At 62.0% G+C, this 18,978-nt stretch carries 18 protein-coding genes; 1 reads left to right on the forward strand and 17 read right to left on the reverse strand.

Going from position 1 to position 18,978, the window contains the following annotated elements; genetic code table 11:
- Window positions 1-8: 8 nt before the first annotated feature.
- The 6 genes from ACZ25R_RS15690 to ACZ25R_RS15715 all read right to left on the reverse strand — a co-directional run bounded on the left by ACZ25R_RS15690 (window position 9) and on the right by ACZ25R_RS15715 (window position 7,527).
- Window positions 9-377 (reverse strand): helix-turn-helix domain-containing protein, encoded by a 369-nt coding sequence (locus ACZ25R_RS15690; protein WP_472461487.1) that lies wholly within the window; start codon window positions 375-377, stop codon window positions 9-11.
- 4 nt (window positions 378-381) lie between these two features.
- Window positions 382-681, reverse strand: coding sequence for a type II toxin-antitoxin system RelE/ParE family toxin (locus ACZ25R_RS15695; RefSeq protein ID WP_472461488.1), 300 nt, complete (start codon window positions 679-681; stop codon window positions 382-384).
- Between the two features lie 97 nt (window positions 682-778).
- Window positions 779-3,751, reverse strand: coding sequence for a bifunctional [glutamine synthetase] adenylyltransferase/[glutamine synthetase]-adenylyl-L-tyrosine phosphorylase (locus ACZ25R_RS15700; RefSeq protein ID WP_472461489.1), 2,973 nt, complete (start codon window positions 3,749-3,751; stop codon window positions 779-781).
- Window positions 3,748-5,151: a sensor histidine kinase gene (locus ACZ25R_RS15705; protein ID WP_463011476.1), complete on the reverse strand. Its 1,404-nt coding sequence runs from the start codon at window positions 5,149-5,151 to the stop codon at window positions 3,748-3,750. The genes ACZ25R_RS15700 and ACZ25R_RS15705 overlap by 4 nt, the downstream gene beginning before the upstream one ends.
- Window positions 5,148-5,834, reverse strand: coding sequence for a response regulator transcription factor (locus ACZ25R_RS15710; RefSeq protein ID WP_223611368.1), 687 nt, complete (start codon window positions 5,832-5,834; stop codon window positions 5,148-5,150). Before ACZ25R_RS15710 ends, ACZ25R_RS15705 begins: the two co-directional genes overlap by 4 nt.
- Window positions 5,835-5,991: 157 nt before the next feature.
- On the reverse strand, window positions 5,992-7,527 hold the full coding sequence (locus ACZ25R_RS15715) for a Do family serine endopeptidase (RefSeq protein ID WP_346307422.1): 1,536 nt from the start codon (window positions 7,525-7,527) through the stop codon (window positions 5,992-5,994).
- 185 nt (window positions 7,528-7,712) lie between these two features.
- Here ACZ25R_RS15715 and ACZ25R_RS15720 point away from each other — a divergent pair, with 185 nt between their 5' ends.
- On the forward strand, window positions 7,713-8,579 hold the full coding sequence (locus ACZ25R_RS15720; protein ID WP_472461490.1) for an MBL fold metallo-hydrolase: 867 nt from the start codon (window positions 7,713-7,715) through the stop codon (window positions 8,577-8,579).
- Window positions 8,580-8,589: 10 nt separating this feature from the next.
- On the opposite strand, the gene ACZ25R_RS15725 is transcribed toward ACZ25R_RS15720, so the two are convergent.
- The 11 genes from ACZ25R_RS15725 to ACZ25R_RS15775 form a co-directional block, all read right to left on the reverse strand.
- Window positions 8,590-9,069, reverse strand: a complete 480-nt coding sequence (locus ACZ25R_RS15725; protein ID WP_346307420.1) for a cytochrome c-type biogenesis protein — start codon at window positions 9,067-9,069, stop codon at window positions 8,590-8,592.
- A complete protein-coding gene (locus tag ACZ25R_RS15730) occupies window positions 9,066-11,060 on the reverse strand; it encodes a heme lyase CcmF/NrfE family subunit (protein WP_472461491.1) in 1,995 nt (664 codons plus the stop codon). Before ACZ25R_RS15730 ends, ACZ25R_RS15725 begins: the two co-directional genes overlap by 4 nt.
- Window positions 11,057-11,503, reverse strand: coding sequence for a cytochrome c maturation protein CcmE (ccmE, locus tag ACZ25R_RS15735; protein WP_346307418.1), 447 nt, complete (start codon window positions 11,501-11,503; stop codon window positions 11,057-11,059). Before ccmE ends, ACZ25R_RS15730 begins: the two co-directional genes overlap by 4 nt.
- On the reverse strand, window positions 11,503-12,693 hold the full coding sequence (gene ccmI / locus ACZ25R_RS15740; protein ID WP_472461492.1) for a c-type cytochrome biogenesis protein CcmI: 1,191 nt from the start codon (window positions 12,691-12,693) through the stop codon (window positions 11,503-11,505). Before ccmI ends, ccmE begins: the two co-directional genes overlap by 1 nt.
- Before the next feature lie 86 nt (window positions 12,694-12,779).
- Window positions 12,780-13,217 (reverse strand): hypothetical protein, encoded by a 438-nt coding sequence (locus ACZ25R_RS15745; protein ID WP_288194122.1) that lies wholly within the window; start codon window positions 13,215-13,217, stop codon window positions 12,780-12,782.
- 88 nt (window positions 13,218-13,305) lie between these two features.
- Window positions 13,306-14,649 (reverse strand): ATP-binding protein, encoded by a 1,344-nt coding sequence (locus ACZ25R_RS15750; protein WP_223612369.1) that lies wholly within the window; start codon window positions 14,647-14,649, stop codon window positions 13,306-13,308.
- An 80-nt stretch (window positions 14,650-14,729) separates the two neighbouring features.
- Window positions 14,730-15,401, reverse strand: a complete 672-nt coding sequence (locus tag ACZ25R_RS15755; RefSeq protein WP_105736062.1) for a response regulator transcription factor — start codon at window positions 15,399-15,401, stop codon at window positions 14,730-14,732.
- Between the two features lie 52 nt (window positions 15,402-15,453).
- Window positions 15,454-15,753 (reverse strand): hypothetical protein, encoded by a 300-nt coding sequence (locus ACZ25R_RS15760; RefSeq protein WP_374042749.1) that lies wholly within the window; start codon window positions 15,751-15,753, stop codon window positions 15,454-15,456.
- Window positions 15,754-15,852: 99 nt separating this feature from the next.
- The gene (locus tag ACZ25R_RS15765; RefSeq protein WP_223611376.1) at window positions 15,853-16,071 is read right to left on the reverse strand and encodes a hypothetical protein; all 219 of its coding nucleotides are present in this window, start codon (window positions 16,069-16,071) and stop codon (window positions 15,853-15,855) included.
- A 28-nt stretch (window positions 16,072-16,099) separates the two neighbouring features.
- Window positions 16,100-18,496, reverse strand: coding sequence for a phage tail protein (locus ACZ25R_RS15770; RefSeq protein ID WP_472462499.1), 2,397 nt, complete (start codon window positions 18,494-18,496; stop codon window positions 16,100-16,102).
- Window positions 18,381-18,917 (reverse strand): hypothetical protein, encoded by a 537-nt coding sequence (locus ACZ25R_RS15775; protein WP_472461493.1) that lies wholly within the window; start codon window positions 18,915-18,917, stop codon window positions 18,381-18,383. The genes ACZ25R_RS15770 and ACZ25R_RS15775 overlap by 116 nt, the downstream gene beginning before the upstream one ends.
- Between the last annotated feature and the right edge of the window lie 61 nt (window positions 18,918-18,978).

Below are 18,978 nucleotides of genomic sequence, written 5' to 3' on the forward strand. Positions count from 1 at the left end.
CTATCGGATTAATGCGTTTCCATCTTGATGCGTGATTTGACCGGCTTGCCCGAACGCAGCGGAATTTCCGCGTGGGTGCCGTCGGGAAAATCAGCCACAATCTTGAAGGTGCCCCCAAGACCCAGCACATATTTCTCGAGCGTCTTCAACTGCACATTTTCCGTATGATTTTCGATCCGGGAGATTTCGCCCTGTTGCAGGCCGGTTGCTTCCGCGAGCGCAACCTGCGTCACATCGAGCGCCTTGCGAACTTCGGCAAGGTGCATGGCTTCGATGATGGCGTTCGCCCCGGCGTGAATTTTATCCTGACGTGCCTCCGGCAGGGACTTGATCCGATCCGTTGCGGACTGAAATTCCGATTTCCTGAATTTTGTCATTGCCTCATTCCTCGGCTTCCAGCCACTCATCAAAACGCTTGTCCGCTTCCTTGATGAGGAGCTTGTAAAATCTCTTCTGGCTCACACCTTCCTTGTTGCCGCCGATCAGAATCACTGCCTGCCGTTCGGCATCGAAGGCAAAAGCAAAGCGCCATACGCCTTTGATCGAGAAGCGGATTTCCTTCATGTTCGGGTGTTTCGAACCATAAAGCGTATCGACCAGCGGCCGCCCCAAGTGCGGCCCTACCTTCGCAAGAGCGATGAGCACTTCGTCCAGCTTGTCTGCGACATCCGGATCGAGCAATTTTTGCTCTTTGGAAAAATCCGGATGCTCAAGAACTGTCCAACTCGTGGCTGAATATAGGCTGAAGCTTATATCAGTTCAAGCAGATATTTTCCGATCAGTTTTTCCGTTGGGCGTCACGCAGCACTGCGTTGAATGTCTTACGAACCGATTTGGCCGTGTCTTCCAGATGGGTTTCCACCCGCCCGAGATCGGGAAGATCGCAGGCGCGGCACAGGAGATCGCCGAGGCCGGGCGGAAAATCCTCGCGCCGGGTGTCGCTGTTCAGGCACAGCCGGATGATCTGCGTCAGCTCCGTATAAAGATTGGCCGCGCCCACCAGCTGATCCGTCACGACAGGTTCGGCAAAACCGGCCTTGAGCTTTGTCAGGACTTCCGCCGTCGAATGGGCGATGATCGGACCCTCGACATTGCCGGTGAGTACGGCAAACTGGGCGATGAATTCCAGATCGATGATGCCGCCGGGAACCAGCTTCATGTCCCAGGCATCGCGCGGCGGCTTCTCCGTTTCCAGCAGTGCCCGCATTTCGGCCACGTCCTTGGCGATCTTTGCCGGGTCGCGCGGCAGGCTGAGAATCGCGCTGATTTCTGTCTCGATCTCGCCGAACAGCGCGGTATCGCCTGCCACGGGCCGTGCCCGGGTCAACGCCATGTGTTCCCACGTCCAGGCTTCCGTGCGTTGATACTTACGGAAGGAATCGATATGCGTCGCCACCGGCCCCTTGTTGCCGGAGGGGCGCAGGCGGAAATCCACCTCGTAGAGAACGCCCTCCGCCGTCGGGGCGGAAAGCGCCGCAATCAGACGCTGGGTCAGCCGCATATAGTATTGCGATGGCGCCAGCTGCTTTTCGCCATCGGATTCCTCGGCATCCGCATCATGGTCATAGAGCAGGATGAGATCGATATCCGAGCCTGCGGTCAGCTCGCGGCTGCCGAGCTTGCCCATGCCGAGAATGGCGATGCGCCCGCCGGACACTGTGCCGTGCTTGCTGGCGAATTCGCCGATCACCGCCTGCAACGCCCGGTCGATGACCAGATCGGCGAGATCGGAAAAGGCCTTGCCCGCCCGGATACCGTCGATGGCGCCGGTCAGAAGCCGGATGCCGATGAGAAAGCGATGCTCGGCTGCAAAAATCCTCAGGCGGTCGAGAATATCCTCATAGACCTGGGCCGGCCCGAGAAAGTTTTCCAGCCGCTCGGCCAGATAGGCGCGGGTCGGAATATCGGCAAAGATAGCGGGATCCAGCATGCCGTCAAACACATGCGGCTTGCGGGTGATGATATCGGCAAGGCGCGGCGCGGCGCCCATGATCAGCACAAGCAGGTCGAGCAGCCGCGGGTTGGACTGCAAAAGGCTGAACAGCTGGATGCCGGCGGGCAGGCCCTTGATCATCTCGTCGAAACGCATCAGCGCTTCGTCGGCGCGGCTCGTCGCGCCGAAGGCCTTGAGCAGCACGGGCGTGAGTTCGGTCAGGCGCTCGCGCGATTCCGCCGATTGGGTGGCGCGGTAGCGGCCGAAATGCCAGGTGCGGATGACGCGGCAGATATCGCTCGGGCGTTCGAAGCCGAATTTCGCCAGGGTTTCCAGCGTATCGGGATCGTCGACATCGCCGGTGAACACCAGATTGCCGGCCTCGCCCGCCAGCTCCTGCGCCTGTTCGAACAGCGCCGCATAGTGCGTTTCGACGGTTTTCAGCGACTGGCGGAAATCGGCGGCAAAGGCGTCACCGTCGCGATAGCCCATCATGTGGGCCACCCGCAGGAAATTCTCGTCGTCTTCCGGCAGCATGTGGGTCTGCTCGTCGGCGATCATCTGGATGCGGTGCTCCACATCGCGCAGAAAACCGTATTTCTCCACCAGCGTGTCGCGTGCCTCCGCACTGATCCAGCCAAGGCCGTTGAGCGCCGCCAGCATGTCCACCGTGCGCGAGCCGCGCAGCTGCGGAAAGCGGCCGCCGGCAATCAGCTGCTGGGTCTGCACGAAAAATTCGATTTCGCGGATGCCGCCCCGGCCAAGCTTGACGTTGTGCCCGCGTACGGCAATTTCGCCATGGCCCTTATGGGCATGGATTTGCCGCTTGATCGAATGCACGTCGGCAATAGCCGCATAGTCGAGATATTTGCGCCAGACATAGGGGGCAAGCTCCGCCAGCACCTGCTTGCCCGCCGCGATATCGCCGGCGACCGGCCGCGCCTTGATCATGGCCGCGCGTTCCCAGTTCTGGCCGCGCCCCTCATAATAGTTGAGCGCTGCGCCGACGGGAATTGCCAGCGGGGTTGATCCGGGATCCGGGCGCAGGCGCAGATCGGTGCGGAAGACATAGCCGTCGGCGGTGCGGTCCTGCAGGATGCGCACCAGACGCCGCGTCAGCCGCGAAAACGTTTCGACGCATTCATAGGGATCGGGAATGGCCGGGCTGTGCTCGTCAATGAAGACGATCAGGTCGATATCGGAGGAATAGTTCAGTTCGAACGCGCCGAACTTGCCCATGGCGAGGATGATCCAGCCGCACTGCTTTTCCGGGTGTTGCGGGTCCGGAAGCTTGAGTTTGCCGGACTCGTGCGCATCGCGCAGCAGGAACCGCACCGCCGCCCGCACGCATTCTTCCGCCAGCCGCGACAGCCAGCGGGTTGTTTCTGCCGTATCGAACACGCCGGAAAGATCGCCCAGCGCGATCAGCACATGCCCCTCCAGCTTCAGCTGGCGCAGGACAGCCATAATGCCGGTTTCGGTGATGTTTTCGGCTTCCGAGCTTGCCGCCACGCTCTGCATGAGCGCGTCAAGACGCTGAGCCAGCGGCATGGCGAACAGCGGTTCCAGGATGGCGGGGCGGCGGATGAAGACCGTGCGCAGATAGGGCGAGAGGTCGAGGACAGCCGCGAGGAAGGCCGCCGCTTGTCCATGGCCCTTCACGCCAGCGGTGGCAGGGCATTCCTTCCCGGCGGCGCTGTCGGCGAGCTCGGCCAGAAAGGCGGCGGCCGCCTTCTTGTCCAGCGGTGTCAGCGGGCGCAGATCGCGGGCGAAAAACGCTGCATCATCAAGGCCGGATGCCCTGGTCCTGACATTCATTTGGTCTCCTCCCCCACCGGGAAAGCGAGCACAGCGCGCAGCCCCGGAGCATTGTCCTGCAATTCCAGAGTGCCACCGTGCAATTTCATCACCGCCTTGGCAAGACTGAGACCCAGTCCTGACCCCGGTTGCGAACGGCTTTCCTCCAGGCGCACGAAACGCTCCGTGGCCCGATCCACCTGATCGGGCGGGATGCCCGGGCCATTGTCGGTGACAATCACCCGGATCGTGTGATCCTGCTTTTCCACAGCGAGGGATATTTCCACCGGCTTTTCACCGCCGCCGGCATATTTGATGGCGTTGTCGACCAGATTGGAGATGGTCTGCCCGACCAGTTCGCGGTTGATGCGGACCGGCGTTGCATCCTCCGCGCCCAGAACGAAACGGATGCCCGCCTCTTCGGCCGTGGGCTCGTACAGCTCATAGACGTCCTGCACGACCGTCGACAGCGGCAACAGCTCCATCGTCTCGGATGAATAACCGGATTCCAGCCGCGAAATCATCAAAATGGCATTGAAGGTACGGATCAGCTGGTCGGAATCGGCAATCATCCCGTCCAGCGCCGCCCGATAGGCCTTGGTGGTCGTGGCATTGGCAAGGGCGGATTCCGCCCGGTTGTGCATGCGGGTCAGCGGCGTCTTGAGGTCATGCGCGATATTGTCGGAGACGTGGCGCACCCCCTCGTTCAACTCCTGGATACGCGCCAGCATGCCGTTGAGATTGGCAGCCAGACGGTCGAACTCATCGCCCGACCCGCTGACCGGCAGGCGTCCGGCGAGATCACCGCCCATGATGCGCTGCGACGCGGCGGAAACCTCATCGATCCGGTGCAATGCGCGCCGCCCGACGAAAAACCAGATCAGAAACGCACCGATGCCCATGATGCCCAGCGCCGCGCCAAGCGAACGCCGGACCACGAGCCGGATCTTTTCCGGCTCGCCCAGATCGCGGCCGACCATGACGCGGATGCCATTGGGCATGACGATCACCCGCGCGATGGCGGTATGTACCTGCGGATCGCTGCTGGTTTCGCCGTAGCGTTCATAGGCAATCGGCCGCTCGATCCAGCCGTCTGTCTGCAGAACACCCGCCTCGATGCTCTGCACATTGCCGGCGACGATGCGTCCGGCGGGATCGGCGACGAGATAGAGATAGGCGCCGGGCTGACGGCTGCGCCGGTCAACCGAGCGCACAAGACCGGCAATGCCGGCGCGCTGATAGGACTGGCCGACGCTTTCGACCTCCTCGTTGACGGCGGCTTCAGTCTGGGATGTGAGAAGATTGACGGAAAGACTGGTCATGTAGAAGACCAGCACGATGGCGCAAACGGTAAAAAGCAGAAGATACAGCGCTGACAGCCGGACGGCTGTCATTTTCATCATGGCAAGAAAGCGGCTCATGCATCGATTCCGCCAGCCTTGAGCATGTAGCCGGCGCCGCGCACCGTGTGCAGCAGGGGCGTGTCGAAACCCTTCTCGATCTTGCCGCGCAGGCGCGAGACGTGCACGTCGATCACATTGGTCTGCGGGTCGAAATGATAATCCCAGACATGCTCGAGCAGCATGGTGCGGGTCACAACCTGGCCGGAGTGACGCATCAGATATTCCAGCAGGCGGAATTCACGCGGCTGCAGAACAATGGCCTGTCCGGCGCGCTTGGCCGTGTGGGACAAGCGGTCGAGTTCCAGATCGCCGACCCGGTACATGGTTTCCGCCTCTTTCGGGCTGGAACGGCGCTGCAGCACTTCGATGCGCGCCAGCAATTCCGAGAATGCATAGGGTTTGGTGAGATAATCATCGCCGCCGGCGCGCAGGCCGGTTACCCGGTCATCCACCTGCCCCAGCGCGGAAAGAATGAGCGCCGGCGTATCGATGCCTTGGGCGCGCAGGGCCGCGACAACGGACAGGCCGTCACGGCGCGGCAGCATGCGGTCAACGATCAGCGCATCATAACTGCCCTGCTCCGCCAGGGTATAGCCGGTCTCGCCATCACCTGCCAGATCGGCGGAGTGCCCAGCCTCGGCAAAGGCCTTTTCCAGATAACGGGCCGCTTCACGGTCATCTTCAATAACGAGAATCTTCATGACGTTCATTCTAAGCCGGTTTAGAGACAGAGGTAAGCACCATCGCAATGGCACCCTTTACGGCAAGCGGGCAGCAGATCTGTCGACAATCTGCTGCCCTTTGCTTTGGCGCTAACGGGGGACAGGTGCAGCGCCGCTGCAATCCTATCCGGACCGCTTAGCCCTGGTTGATGGGCAGGGCCACGAACCGCGACTGGTCGTTGGTCTGCACCTGCAGGAGAACGGCCTTGCGTCCGCTCTTCGTCGCTTCGGCTATCGCCGCATCGATGTCGGAGCCGCTCTTGACCGGCTTGTTGTTGACCGAGACGATGATGTCGCCGGTCGTGATGCCCTTGTCGGCGGCATCGCCGGAGCGATCCACATCGGTCACCACGACACCCTTGCCATCGTCGGAAGGAACAACCGTCAGGCCGTAATCATCCAGCACCGAAGCCGGATCCTGATGCTTGCCGCCGCTGTCCTTGTTCGATGCCTGCTTGTCATCGCCGGGCATCGACTTGATCGACACGTTGAGCGACTTGGCCTCGCCCTTGCGCCAGACGGTCAGTTCGGCATCCTTGCCCGGATTGATCGCGGCAATCTTCTTGGCCAGATCGCGCGGATCGGAGACCGTCTCGCCATTGACGGCGGTGATCACGTCGCCCGACTGGATACCGGCCTTGGCAGCGGGCCCATCGGACTGCGGTTCGGCAACCAGCGCACCCTTCTCTTCGGAAAGGCCAAGCGATTCGGCGATTTCCTTGCTGACCGGCTGAATCTGCACACCGATCCAGCCACGGGAGACGGTGCCGGTCTTGATCAGCTGGTCGACGACCATCTTGGCCGTCGTCGACGGGATGGCGAAGGCGATGCCGACGCTGCCGCCGGACGGCGAATAGATCGCGGTGTTGATGCCGACGACTTCACCGTTCAGGTTGAAAGCCGGACCGCCGGAATTGCCCTTGTTGACGGCCGCATCGATCTGCAGGAAGTCATCATAAGGACCGGCGCCGATATCGCGGCCGCGCGCCGAAATGATTCCGGCCGTCACCGTGCCGCCGAGACCGAAGGGATTGCCGACCGCAACGACCCACTGGCCGACACGCATCTTGTTGTCATCGCCGAAGGACACGTAGGTGAACTTGCGCTTGTCGTCGACCTTGAGAACGGCGAGATCGGTACGCTTGTCCTTGCCGATCAGCTTGGCATCGAGTTCGGTGCCGTCATTGAGCACAACGGTGTAGGTGCTGCCGTCTTCGACCACATGGTCATTGGTGACGAGATAGCCATCCTCCGAAATGAAGAAGCCTGAGCCCTGCGCGGTGGGACGCATGCGGTCCGGACGGTTCTGGTGATCGCGCTGACCCTTGCGCGGCTGCATGCCGCGCTGGCCGTTCGGGCCACCGAATTCATAGAAGAAGCGCTTGAGCGGATGATTGTCGGGAAGCTGGTCGAAGCCGGGAATGCCCGAACCGTCATCGGCGGTCTGCTGAACGGAGCTCTTCACCCGGACGCTGACAACAGCGGGGCTCACCTTTTCAACGACATCGGCAAAGCCGGGCTGCTGCGCGCCGTCTACACGCACGGCTTCAGCCTGCGCAGGCACAACGGCAGCAAGCGGGCCTGTGGCCAGCAGTCCCCCGGCGAGCGCCGAGGCGAGCAGCGCGGCAGCAATGCCCTTGCGGTATGTGGAGGACGTACGATTGTTAGACATAAAACTTTCTCCTTGGACGCCCGATCGGAAATCCGACCGTTTAATAACCAACAGTGATACAGATAAGAACGTTACGCCGCCATTTCCGCAACATGACAAATTTGTAAGATAATTTTCTGGCGCTGCGATTCGTCAGCCACTGGAGGATAGCCCATATGCCATCAATGCCGCCGCTCGGATCCACAATGCGCACGCACCAGCCCTATCCGGGCGTTTATGCATTTTACGATGGCAGGATAGACGGCGCGCGCGCCTATTCCGCCGATCCGAACTGGCTGGATGACGGAGCCTATACGCTTGGCCTGTGTTCCTACGCCGTCGTTTCCGGCGAGGAAGCCCTGGTTTATGACACCAGCATTTCAAACCAGCATGCGGCGCTGATCCGCAACACGCTGCAGGAAGCAGGCGTGCGGCATATCCGCGTGGTGCTCAGCCACTGGCATGTGGATCATGTGGCGGGCAATGCGGTGTTTGCCGATTGCGAGATCATCGCCAATGACCTGACGGCCAAGGCGCTCACCGACAACAGGGAACGGCTGGAGAACGGCACGCCGCCCATCCGGCCGCTGGTCATGCCCAACAGCATCTTCACGGGCGAACGCGACCTGAAGATCGGCGATATCGCGGTGCAGCTGCGTCACGTGGATATTCACAGCCATGATGGCACGGTGATGATCCTGCCGCATCTGAAGCTGCTGTTTGCCGGCGACGCGCTGGAGGAGCCGATCACCTATGTGGCGGAACCGAACCGGCTGGAAAACCACCTGCTCGATCTGGAACGGATTTCAACCTGGGATATCGAAAAAATCCTGCCCAATCACGGCGCGGAGAATGTGATCGTGGCCGGCGGCTACGGGCCGGAGCTGATTGCGGCCACGGGGCGCTATGTCAGCAAGCTGATGCGCCTGCGCAACGAACCGGAACTGGCTGGCGATGATCTGCAGGCGTTTACCGCGGACGATTTCCGTTCGGGCGTGCTGACCTATTATGCACCCTACGAGCCGGTCCACAGGCAGAATGTGGAATCGGTCATCGGCGCGCATCGCAAGTAGCGGTTGCGGATCAATCGTTGGAAGCAGCCAGGAGTTTCTTGAGCTGCTTCTTTTCGCTGTCGGACAGCGGCGGCGTTTCCAGTGGAGAACGGCGCCGGCGGCGAATCGAAACCACGATGGCGATTGCACCGGCAACCAGCGCCGCAACGGGAAAGCCCCACAGCAGGATCGTGCTCAGCATCAGGCGCGGCTTCAACAGGACGAATTCGCCGTAGCGGGCGACGATGAAATCAAGCACCTGCTCGTCCGTATCGCCTGCCGTCAGCCGTTCACGCACCAGCACGCGCAAATCCCTGGCCAGATCCGCGTTGGAATCATCGATCGACTGGTTCTGGCACACCATGCAGCGCAGCTCGGTGGAGAGGGTGCGCGCCCGTGTCTCCAGCGCCGGGTTGGCCAGCATCTCGTCGGGCGAGACGGCGCGTGCGCCGGTCGCCGCGAAGCTCAGGGCCGTCAGCAACAGCAAAACCGCGGCGAGCGCGCGCCTCATGCCACGGCTCCCCTCGCCCGCTGCGGCTTGGCAGCTTTTGCCTTGCCGGGTGCGCCGACCCGCAGGCGCCGGTCAGCCAGGGACATGGCACCGCCCGCCATCATCACCAGCGCGCCGAGCCAGATCAGCGTGACATAGGGTTTCCACCAGACGCGCACGACCATGCCGCCATCCGGCGTGGCGTCACCCAGCGAGACATAGAGCTGGCTAAAGAGGAATGTCTTGATGCCCGCCTCGGTGGTCTGCATCTTGCGCACGGGGTAGAAGCGCTTGGACGACATCATCGTGTCCACCTCCCGCGCCGCGCTGTCGAGGATGGTGAACTTGCCCTGATCCTCGGTGAAATTCGAATCCTTGACCGGATCGATGCGATCAAAGCGGAGCGTGTAATCGGCCACACGGACGGTCTGGCCAGGCTTCATCACCGTCACGTCTTCCGTGGCAAAGGTCGAGACGACAACGATGCCCAAAAGGGTGACGCCAAGGCCGAAATGGGCGAAGGCGGTGCCGAACACCGATTTCGGCAGGCCGGCCAGCCGCCGCAGCATGACGCTGACGGGCGCCTTGCCAAAACCGGCTTTCAGGGAAAGATCGGTAAGTGCGCCCAGCATCAGCCAGAATGCCAGGCCGATGCCGAACGCCGAGAAGATCGCCGTGCCCGAGGTCTTGTAGAGAACCACGGCCACCACCAGCAGGGCGAGGAAGAACGCCATCATCAGCCGCTGGGCAACGCCAAGGATATCACCGCGCTTCCATGCCAGCAGTGGTCCGAACGGCACGGCGGCGAGCAGCGGGATCATCAGCGGACCAAAGGTCATGTTGAAGAACGGCGGCCCGACGGAAATCTTTTCGCCGGTCAATGTTTCCAGGAGCAGCGGATAGAGCGTGCCGATCAGCACCGTTGCGGCCGCCGTCGTCAGGAAGAGGTTGTTGAACACCAGCGCCCCTTCGCGCGAGATCGGTTGGAACAGCCCGCCCGGCGCCAGCGTCTGGGCGCGGCGCGCGAACAGCGCCAGCGATCCGCCGATGAAAAGCACGAGAATGGCAAGAATGAACAGGCCACGGCCCGGATCGGTGGCAAAGGTATGCACCGAGGTCAGGACGCCCGAGCGGACGAGGAAGGTGCCGAGCAGCGACAGGGAGAAGGTGAGGATCGCCAGCAGCACCGTCCAGATTTTCAGGGCCGAGCGTTTTTCCATCACCAGGGCCGAGTGCAGCAGCGCGGTTCCCGCCAGCCACGGCATGAACGAGGCATTTTCAACCGGGTCCCAGAACCACCAGCCGCCCCAGCCAAGCTCGTAATAGGCCCAGTAGGAGCCCATGGCGATGCCGCCGGTCAGGAACATCCAGGCCGTCAGCGTCCATGGCCGCACCCAGCGCGCCCAGGCGGCGTCGATACGCCCGTCGATGAGCGCTGCCACGGCAAAGGAGAAACAGACGGAAAAGCCGACATAGCCGAGGTAAAGCAGCGGCGGATGGATGGCGAGACCAATGTCCTGCAGGATCGGATTGAGGTCCTGCCCTTCGATCGGTGCAGGACTGGTGCGTGTGAACGGATTGGATGTGGCAACGATGAACAGCAGGAAAGCCGAGCCGATCCAGGCCTGCACGCCCAGCACATTGGCTTTGAGCGAAGGCGGCAGATTGTTGCCGAAAAAGGCAACCAGTGCGCTGAAGAACGTCAGGATGAGCACCCACAGCAGCATGGAGCCTTCGTGATTGCCCCAGACGCCGGTGATCTTGTACAGCATCGGCTTTTGCGAGTGCGAGTTCTCCCAGACATTCTGCAGGGAGAAATCCGACACGATGTAGGCGGATGTCAGTGCGACAAAGGCAAGTGCGATCAGGGCAAACACCGTGAAGGCAGCGGGAACGGCAACGGCCATCATGCGGTCATCATTGCGCCGCGCACCCCACACCGGCACCACGGCCTGCACGATGGACAGGGCGAGCGCCAGAACCAGTGCGAAATGTCCGAGTTCAACGGTCATGGCTGCTTGTTCTCCCCCTGCCAGACGCCCTTGGCCTTCAGACTGTCGGCAACTTCCTTGGGCATATAGTTTTCATCATGCTTGGCAAGCACACTGTCCGCCTGAAACGCGCCGCCCGGCGCAAACGTGCCCTCGATCACCACGCCCTGATCCTCGCGGAAGAGATCGGGAAGGATACCGTCATAGGTCACCGGAACGCTCTTGATGTGATCGGTGACGGCAAAGGTGATCCGTGTGCCCGTGCCGCGCACCACGCTGCCCTTTTCAACCAGGCCGCCCAGCCGGAACCGCGATTCAGACTGCAGGTCCGCAGCGGCGATATCCGACGGCATGCGGAAAAACGCGATCCGCTGCTGCAGCGCAAACAGCACCAGGCCGGCCGCGCAGGCCAGCACCACCAGGGCGCCGCCGATCACCGAAAGCCGTTTCTGCTTGCGCGTCATTATTTCTTCTCCCGCGGCGTGTCACCGGGCTGATCCACCAGACCCAGATCATCGGCGACTGCGTCGAGACGCGCAACCTTGTCGGCGCTCAACACTTTGCGAGCATTCGCCAGCGCTTCCAGCGCATCGTTGGGGCGGTTGAGAACCACATAGGACCGGACCAGCTTTTCCCAGCCCTCTGCGTCGTCGGGCGACTGCTTGAGTTTTTCGGCAAGGTTGGAGACCATGCCCTCGATCATGGCGGCGCGATCCTGCACATTCATCCCGGCCGCCGCCTCGACCTGCGACGCATCGGGACCTGTCGCCCTGTCGATGTCGCTGACATCGGGTGCATCGCCGGCAATCTCCTTGTCGAGCCGTGTCAAAGCCGCCTGCGCCTCGTCGCGCCACGGCACGTCGCTGGGCGCATCGACCAGCAGCTTGCGGATCAGGTCGCGCGATTCAACCAGCTTGCCCTGCTGCATCCAGCCGTTGATGATGAAGAACTGCGGGCGCATGTCGCCGGGATTGAGCGTGAGCGCCCGGTTGAAACTGGCTTCTGCCTCGGGCGTCATCGTGCCGCCAGCCACTGCGCTCAACGCTTCGCCCAGACCCATTTGGCGCGGACCGCTGTCACCGTTCAGGCGGACGGCATTGCGGTATGCGGTCACCGCATCGGCGGGGCGTCCCGTGCGAAGGTAGATCGGCGCCAGCACTTCCCATCCCTGCCCGTCATCGGGATTGAGGGTGAGATGCGCTTCGGCACGGGCAATCAGTTCGGCGGGTGTCGCCTGATCCGCCGGACGGGACAGGCGCTCGGCCAGCGGCTGCGCCGGCAGATCCGGCGAGCCGGTCTTGGCATAAATGCTCCAGGAAAGCAGCGGAATGGCCAGCACGGTCACCAGCGTCAGCCATTCGCGGGTGGCGCTCTTCTGCGGGCGATAGACCGTTTTGTCGGCTTCGGCGGCTGCCGCCGACTTCAGCAGACGCCGGCTGATTTCAGCGCGCGCCTGTTCGCTGCTGGCAGCATCGATGATGCCGCGCTTCTCATCAGCCTCCAGCTCCCGCAACTGGTCACGGTAAACCTCGACATCATATGTGTTGTCCGACACGCTTGTTTTGACGCGGCGTGTCAGCGGCAATAGCACCACGAGCGTTGCGATAACGGTCAACAGTGCGGCAGAAATCCAGAAAACCATGCGTTGAGACATAGTCTGCAAGCGCCGTAAAATCCAAATGGATTTCACGGCTAGGGCAATTCGCCGCAAAGCGGGCAAATGATCGGGCTATGGAAGCGTCAGATCAGTGGCGTCCAGCTGCCGTCTTCGTTGCGGCAGGCCGTCCCGCGTGACGTCTGCGGCGTTCCGTCGATGCGGATGGTGTGGGTATACTGGCGGCAGTTCTGCGAGCCGACCTGGTATGGCTGCGCCGCCACCACTTCGCCGCTGCGGCTGCCCGAACTGTTCTTCCAGTCGACAGCCTTGCCGGCAGGCGAATATTCCAGCGCCTGATATTCGGCCTGAAGCGCGCTCTTGCGGTCAGCCGGATCGAGTGAAGCCGCCAGGCGGCTGCCGAGCAGGCCATTGCCGAGCGGCGCAAGCACGCCCGAGGTCGCCGGCTGGGACGATTTGCCGGTCAGGCGGGCAAAGGTGCCTCCACCCTTGGCGCCCGACGTGGTCGAGCACGCGGAAAGAAGAAGAACGGCAATAAGCGAAAGAGCAATCTGGGATTTCATCATGGGTCCGTTTTTACGGGGCCTCGCAACAAAGGCAATAGCTGGCAACCATTTATGACCCGATTGGGCGTATGGTTGCAAGCGCCATTCAGTCGCCGGCCACCGGAAGCGTGATCCGCGCGCGCAAACCGCCGAGGTCCTCGCTGCGTTCCAGGCGCAGCGTTCCGCCATATTCGCGCACGGTGTCATGGACGATGGACAGCCCGAGGCCGGTTCCCGGCTTGCTCTCATCCAGGCGTTTTCCGCGCGTCAGTGCATCCTTGATCTGGCCGGGCGCGAGACCCGGACCGTCATCCTCGACGCTGATATCGAATGCATTGTCCATGGTTTCCCGATTGGCGGCCGACACTGTAAGCCGGATGGCGCTGCGTCCCCATTTCCCGGCATTTTCCAGAAGGTTGCCGACGATCTCCTCAAGGTCTTCCTGCTCGCCTGCAAACACGGCATCGGGCATCCTGTTGTCGAAGCGCATATCCATGCCCGGATTGAGCTTGGCGGTGACACGCACGAGACGCGTCAGGATCGGGGTGACGGACGCGCGAAAGACCACGCTGTCGCGCTGCGCCGCCACGCGGGCCCGCTGCAGATAGTGCTGGATCTGCACCTGCATGGCCGCGCTTTGTTCGGCGACGATCTTGCCCTTTACGCCGCCGATCGTCCGGCTTTCATTGGCCAGAACCGACAGGGGCGTTTTCAGGGAATGGGCGAGATTGCCCACCTGCGTGCGCGAGCGCTCCATGATGCGGCGGTTGTTTTCGATCAGCGCATTCATTTCACGCGCCAGCGGCGCAATCTCGATGGGCAGATCCTCGTCAAGCCGCGAAACCTTGCCCTCGCGGATATCGGCGAGCGAACGGCGCACGCGGTCAAGCGGGCGCAAGCCGAACAGGATGACCGCCGCATTGATCAGCGTTCCGGCAATCCCGAAAACGCCGAGGTAGAAATAGAGCGTGTTGCGGAAATCGGCGATTTCGCCTTCCAGCTCGCTCAGATTGCCCATCACACGAAACCGGGCGACGCGGTTCTCCGCATCCAGCACCACTTCCGTCTCGACGATGGAGAGCTGTTCACCCTTCAGGCCCGGCTCCGTATAGGAACGCTGGAACGAGGTGTCGAAGGGAACCATCAGGGTTGATGGAGAATCGATGCTCTTTCCGCCAAGCGAGATCGACCGCAGCGAACCCTTGAGATTGTCCGCGACCGGATCGACGGACCAGTACCAGCCGGAAAACGGGCTGGAATAGCGCACTTCGCCGGGGTCCGGCCGTCCGACCAGCGTGCCGTCATTCACGCTGACGGAGGCGATGACGCTGAACAGATGCGCCGAAAGCAGCTGCTGGAAGCTGTGCTGGCGCGCTTCGCCATAGAGCGCCGAAATGATGGTCGCGATGGCAACGAAGGATACGATGGTCCACAGCGTCGAGAAGAGGATGACGCGCAGGGAGAGTGACCGGACATTGGGGAGGTAGCGGGTCAGCCGTATGATCACGCGTGTGCCCTGCTCCTGCCCCGTCAGGCCTTGTTGTCCTGGGATTTGATGCGATAGCCCATCCCGCGGATGGTTTCGATCAGATCGATACCCATTTTCTTGCGCAGCCGCCCGACAAACACTTCAATCGTGTTCGAATCGCGGTCGAAATCCTGATCGTAGAGGTGCTCCACCAGTTCAGTGCGCGAAACGACCTCGTCCATGTGGTGCATGAGATAGGACAACAGGCGGAATTCATGCGAGGTCAGCTTCAACGTCGTGCCGTTGACCGCCGCCTTCGACGTCTTGGTGTCGAGGCGCAGCGGGCCGCAGGTGATTTCCGACGAGGCATGCCCCGCCGCCCGGCGAATCAGCGCGCGCAGGCGCGCCAGCACTTCCTCGATGTGGAACGGCTTGGCGACGTAGTCATCGGCCCCGGCATCGATACCGGCCACCTTGTCGCTCCAGCGGTCGCGTGCGGTGAGCAACAGCACGGGCATGATGCGCCCGTCGCGCCGCCACTTTTCAAGCACCGTCAGCCCGTCCATCTGCGGCAGGCCGATATCGAGGATCACCGCGTCGTAGGGTTCCGTATCGCCGAGAAAATGCCCCTCTTCGCCGTCGAAAGCGTGATCCACCACATAGCCGGCTTCGGTCGTTGCCTCGACCAGCTGGCGATTCAGATCACGGTCATCTTCAACGATGAGTATTCTCATGCACAACTTTCCCCGCCGGACAGGCTGAACAACAGATCAAACGGCATCCGGCTCAGTTCGCTGGAACCGCAACCTCGACGCGGCGCGGACGTTCACCGTCCTTGCCGGGAATGAGCACCACGACCACGCAAACCTCGCGGCCGTTCTGCGTCTGCGAGGTGGCGCGCGCCAGGGTGCCTCCCTGGGACTGGGCCACCTGCTGGCCGACCTGCGAGCAGTCGGCTGCAGCCAGCTGAAGCAACGCACCGTTCTGCGATGCATCGGGTGCAATCGGAACAGCCCCGGCATGAAGCACGCCGGATGCTGAAATCAGGGCCGCTAGGGGCAAGGAGAAAAGTGTGTGTTTCATCATGGCGCTATTATTATCAATCGCAGTCTGAACGATGCATGAACAGTTGGACGTGGCGTGAGCCTTTGATAACAGGTTTGCCACAGGTCACGTCTTTTAACACTATATTTCTTTACGTGAAATGAGCGCCGTTGCACTCAGCCGGCCAAAAAGCGCGGCGATGCCGCTGAGCGCCGTCAGAAACTGCATGATGGTATCGGCAAGCCGGGCCTCGAGGTCATGATCCAGCGACACATTGAAGAAGCTTGAACAGGACAGGACGATCGTTGCGATTGCTGCCCAGATGGTCTTTGACAGGTACCATTGTTTTTCATTGGTCATAATCAATTCCTTTTGAAACAGTTTGATTTTAAAGGGCTTTTGTCTGCGTATCAAAAACGGCACGGGCGAATCTTCCCGCACCGGCAGCGCTGGAAATCATGGCGACGCTGAAATCGACTGCGCTTGCAAGACTGCCGAAATCCGCCAGGCGCAGCGCCGCCGGATAAAGCCATTCCGGCCGCACAACCTCGGTCGACCGGATCAATTTGCCGCTGCTCCGTATTTCGATCCGATAGGCCTCGCGCTCCTCACCCAGCGGAATTTCCGCAGCCAGCCAGCTGTCCGCATCGATGCGCCCGCGCCGTATCCAGGCAATATGCAGATTGCCCTGCTCATCTGCCCTGCCGCTGAGGTGGACGGGTTCGAGCGGCTCGAGCGCCCGGATGCCTCCCGTCATTGTCACCGTGCTGAAATAGCGGTCGGAAAAATCCTGGCCCGCCGCACCAATGCGCCAGCGCAAGGCCAAGCCCGTTTCCCGGGCTTTCAATCCCGCCGGCATCACCGCACCGTCCAGAAGGATGAAGGGCGTATGCCTTTCCCGCGGCTGCAATGCCTCCCGCTCGGTTCCGCATTGCCCGCGCAGCAGGCCGGACAAACGCCACCGGTCGGCAGCAACCTCCTCGGCATGCAGGAACTGCAGGATTTCCCATTGGCCGTCGGGGGATGCCAGAAGCGCCGAATTCGCCCCGTTGAAGAGCTGCGGCAGCGTGGTGGAACGCAGCTCGCCGAAGTCAAGATCGACCTCCAGACCGGCATTGCCGAGCAGGCGGCCGCTGACACCGCCCGGCAGGGTTTCCGCCAGCCTGCCCATCACCGCCCGATCCGGCAGCGCGGCCCGCGCCTCAAAACCGGTGTCTTCCGGCGAGGCATGAACGGATGCGCCCGCCCACGGCCTGGCAAAGGCGGCAACCCGCAACTGATCAAGCGGATTTTCAGCACCCGGCCACATCGGCAGATCGCACAGATGAAACCGCGGACGGCCGAACACCGCCACCGTTGCCGTTGCCGCGGAAGCGGGCAATCCCGCCCTGTCCGCATACTGTACATGCCGGGGCAGGCCTTTTGCCTCGACACGGCGGGTTGCGCCGTCTTCAATGGAGGTGACGAGATAATCCTTGACTGGCATGGAGCCATCCAGCCGGATGCGGCTGCCCACCTTCAAGGCGGCATGCTTCCACGGCAATTCGAATGATACGGTCCGCCGGGCGGCACGGTGTGCCTGCAGCCAGTCCTCCGCCAGGCCTTTGACCTGACCCGCCTCAAGCATGGCCGCAATGGCGAGATTTTCCGTCCCCTTGCCGTCGGCCCTTCCAGCGGATGCCATCGCCACCTGATAGTCGAGCATCGGATCGCGATAGGCGATTTCGACCCGGGCGGGCTGCTCCATGATTTCATGCAGTTTCCGCTGCACCGGCCCCCTGTCATCGGGCTCGACGAATTCATCGATCAGTGCGGTTTGCGCGGGCATACGCGCCGCGCTTTGAAACACCAGCGTCGCACCGTCTTCGAAAGCGTTGATGCCAAACACCTCAAGCAGCGGCTCAAGGACCGACCGGGCATGTGCAGGCTCTTCGACGATCAAACCGCTGACAAAGCCATCGGCCGCACTCGCATCCACCCCGGCAACGCCGAAATCGGCGAGAACAGCGCCAATCAGCTCATCGAGCGCAACCCCGGAAAGCCTGCCGTTCAGCCAATGCCCCGAGGTCCAGTTGTCGCCGTCGGACCAGAGCTTGCGGTTGAGGGGAAACTCCGGAAACGGCCTCGTATCCCAGGCCCAGACATAGACGCGGCCCGTATTCAGCATGGCGCCGCCATGGCTGTGCCAATGGTCCAGATGGGCACGCAGAAAACGGTTCTGTGCGAGGTCGCTGCGGCCGTGATCGGAAAAATACGGAAACGCTCCCTCGGAGGATTTGGCATCGGGAAAGACATTGGGCTGGTTGGGGCCCTTGTCGACTGCCGGACAGCCCAGTTCGTCGCCCCAGGCGGCATCGAATTGCGGCCCGCGCAGGCTGTCGGGATCCTCCGAGGAGAACATTGCCGCCGTCGCGCCATTGGCCCAGACGAGCCGCCGGCGCGTCACCTCGAAACGCGGCCGCTCGGCCCGCGATACCGCCATGATCCCGGACGGGCCGTCGACCATGACCTCGCGCACATCGGCAAGCGTTTCGCCCACCAGCGCGATGCTGAGGGATGGCCGCGGCCGGAAGGGCGGAAAGCCCTGCACGATGCTGTTGACCCACTCCGCCCCGGCGCGGGTCTTGCCGGAACCGCGCCCGCCAAGGATCAGCCATGTCCGCCAATCCCTATGCGGCGGTTGCTGGTTCGCCCGTCCCTGGAACACCCATTCGTTGATCAGTGCCTGCATCTGCACCGGGCTGAGATTGTCGCTGCACCAGTTCGTCGGCGCGGCAGAGGGCAAGTTCATGGATTCTTCCGTCGATGCGCACCAGCGCTTCGCGCAACTCTTCCGGGCTCAGCATGAGCATGGACCGCTGCTGTTCAACGCGCTTCTCCTGCATGTCGCTGAGGCGATCCATGGTGCGGGCAAGCTGCGCCAGGGCATCCAGCCGTGTCTTCGCCGTCGCCGTCTCGTCTCCCAGTTGCAGTTGCTCCAGCTCCTTGCGCACAAGCGCCATGAGATCGTGAATGAGGGTCATTTCCGTGTTCTGGCATTCCAGATATGCAAGCGTCAGCCCGTCATCGAGGATGCGCTGCTCGAATTCCGTCCGGCCGATGCCGAACACCGGCGCCATTGCATCGGCTGAAATCCCGTAGTGCCGGCAGAGATCATAGGCGTGCCGGCGGCACAGCGCGCTCTCGCCGCGCTCCATCACTGTCATGGCCAATTCCTGGAAGATCAGATCGCCCGCCACCGGAATGATCCGGGCACATTTCTGATGA

The sequence above is a fragment of the Phyllobacterium sp. RCAM01083 genome (assembly GCF_055685835.1).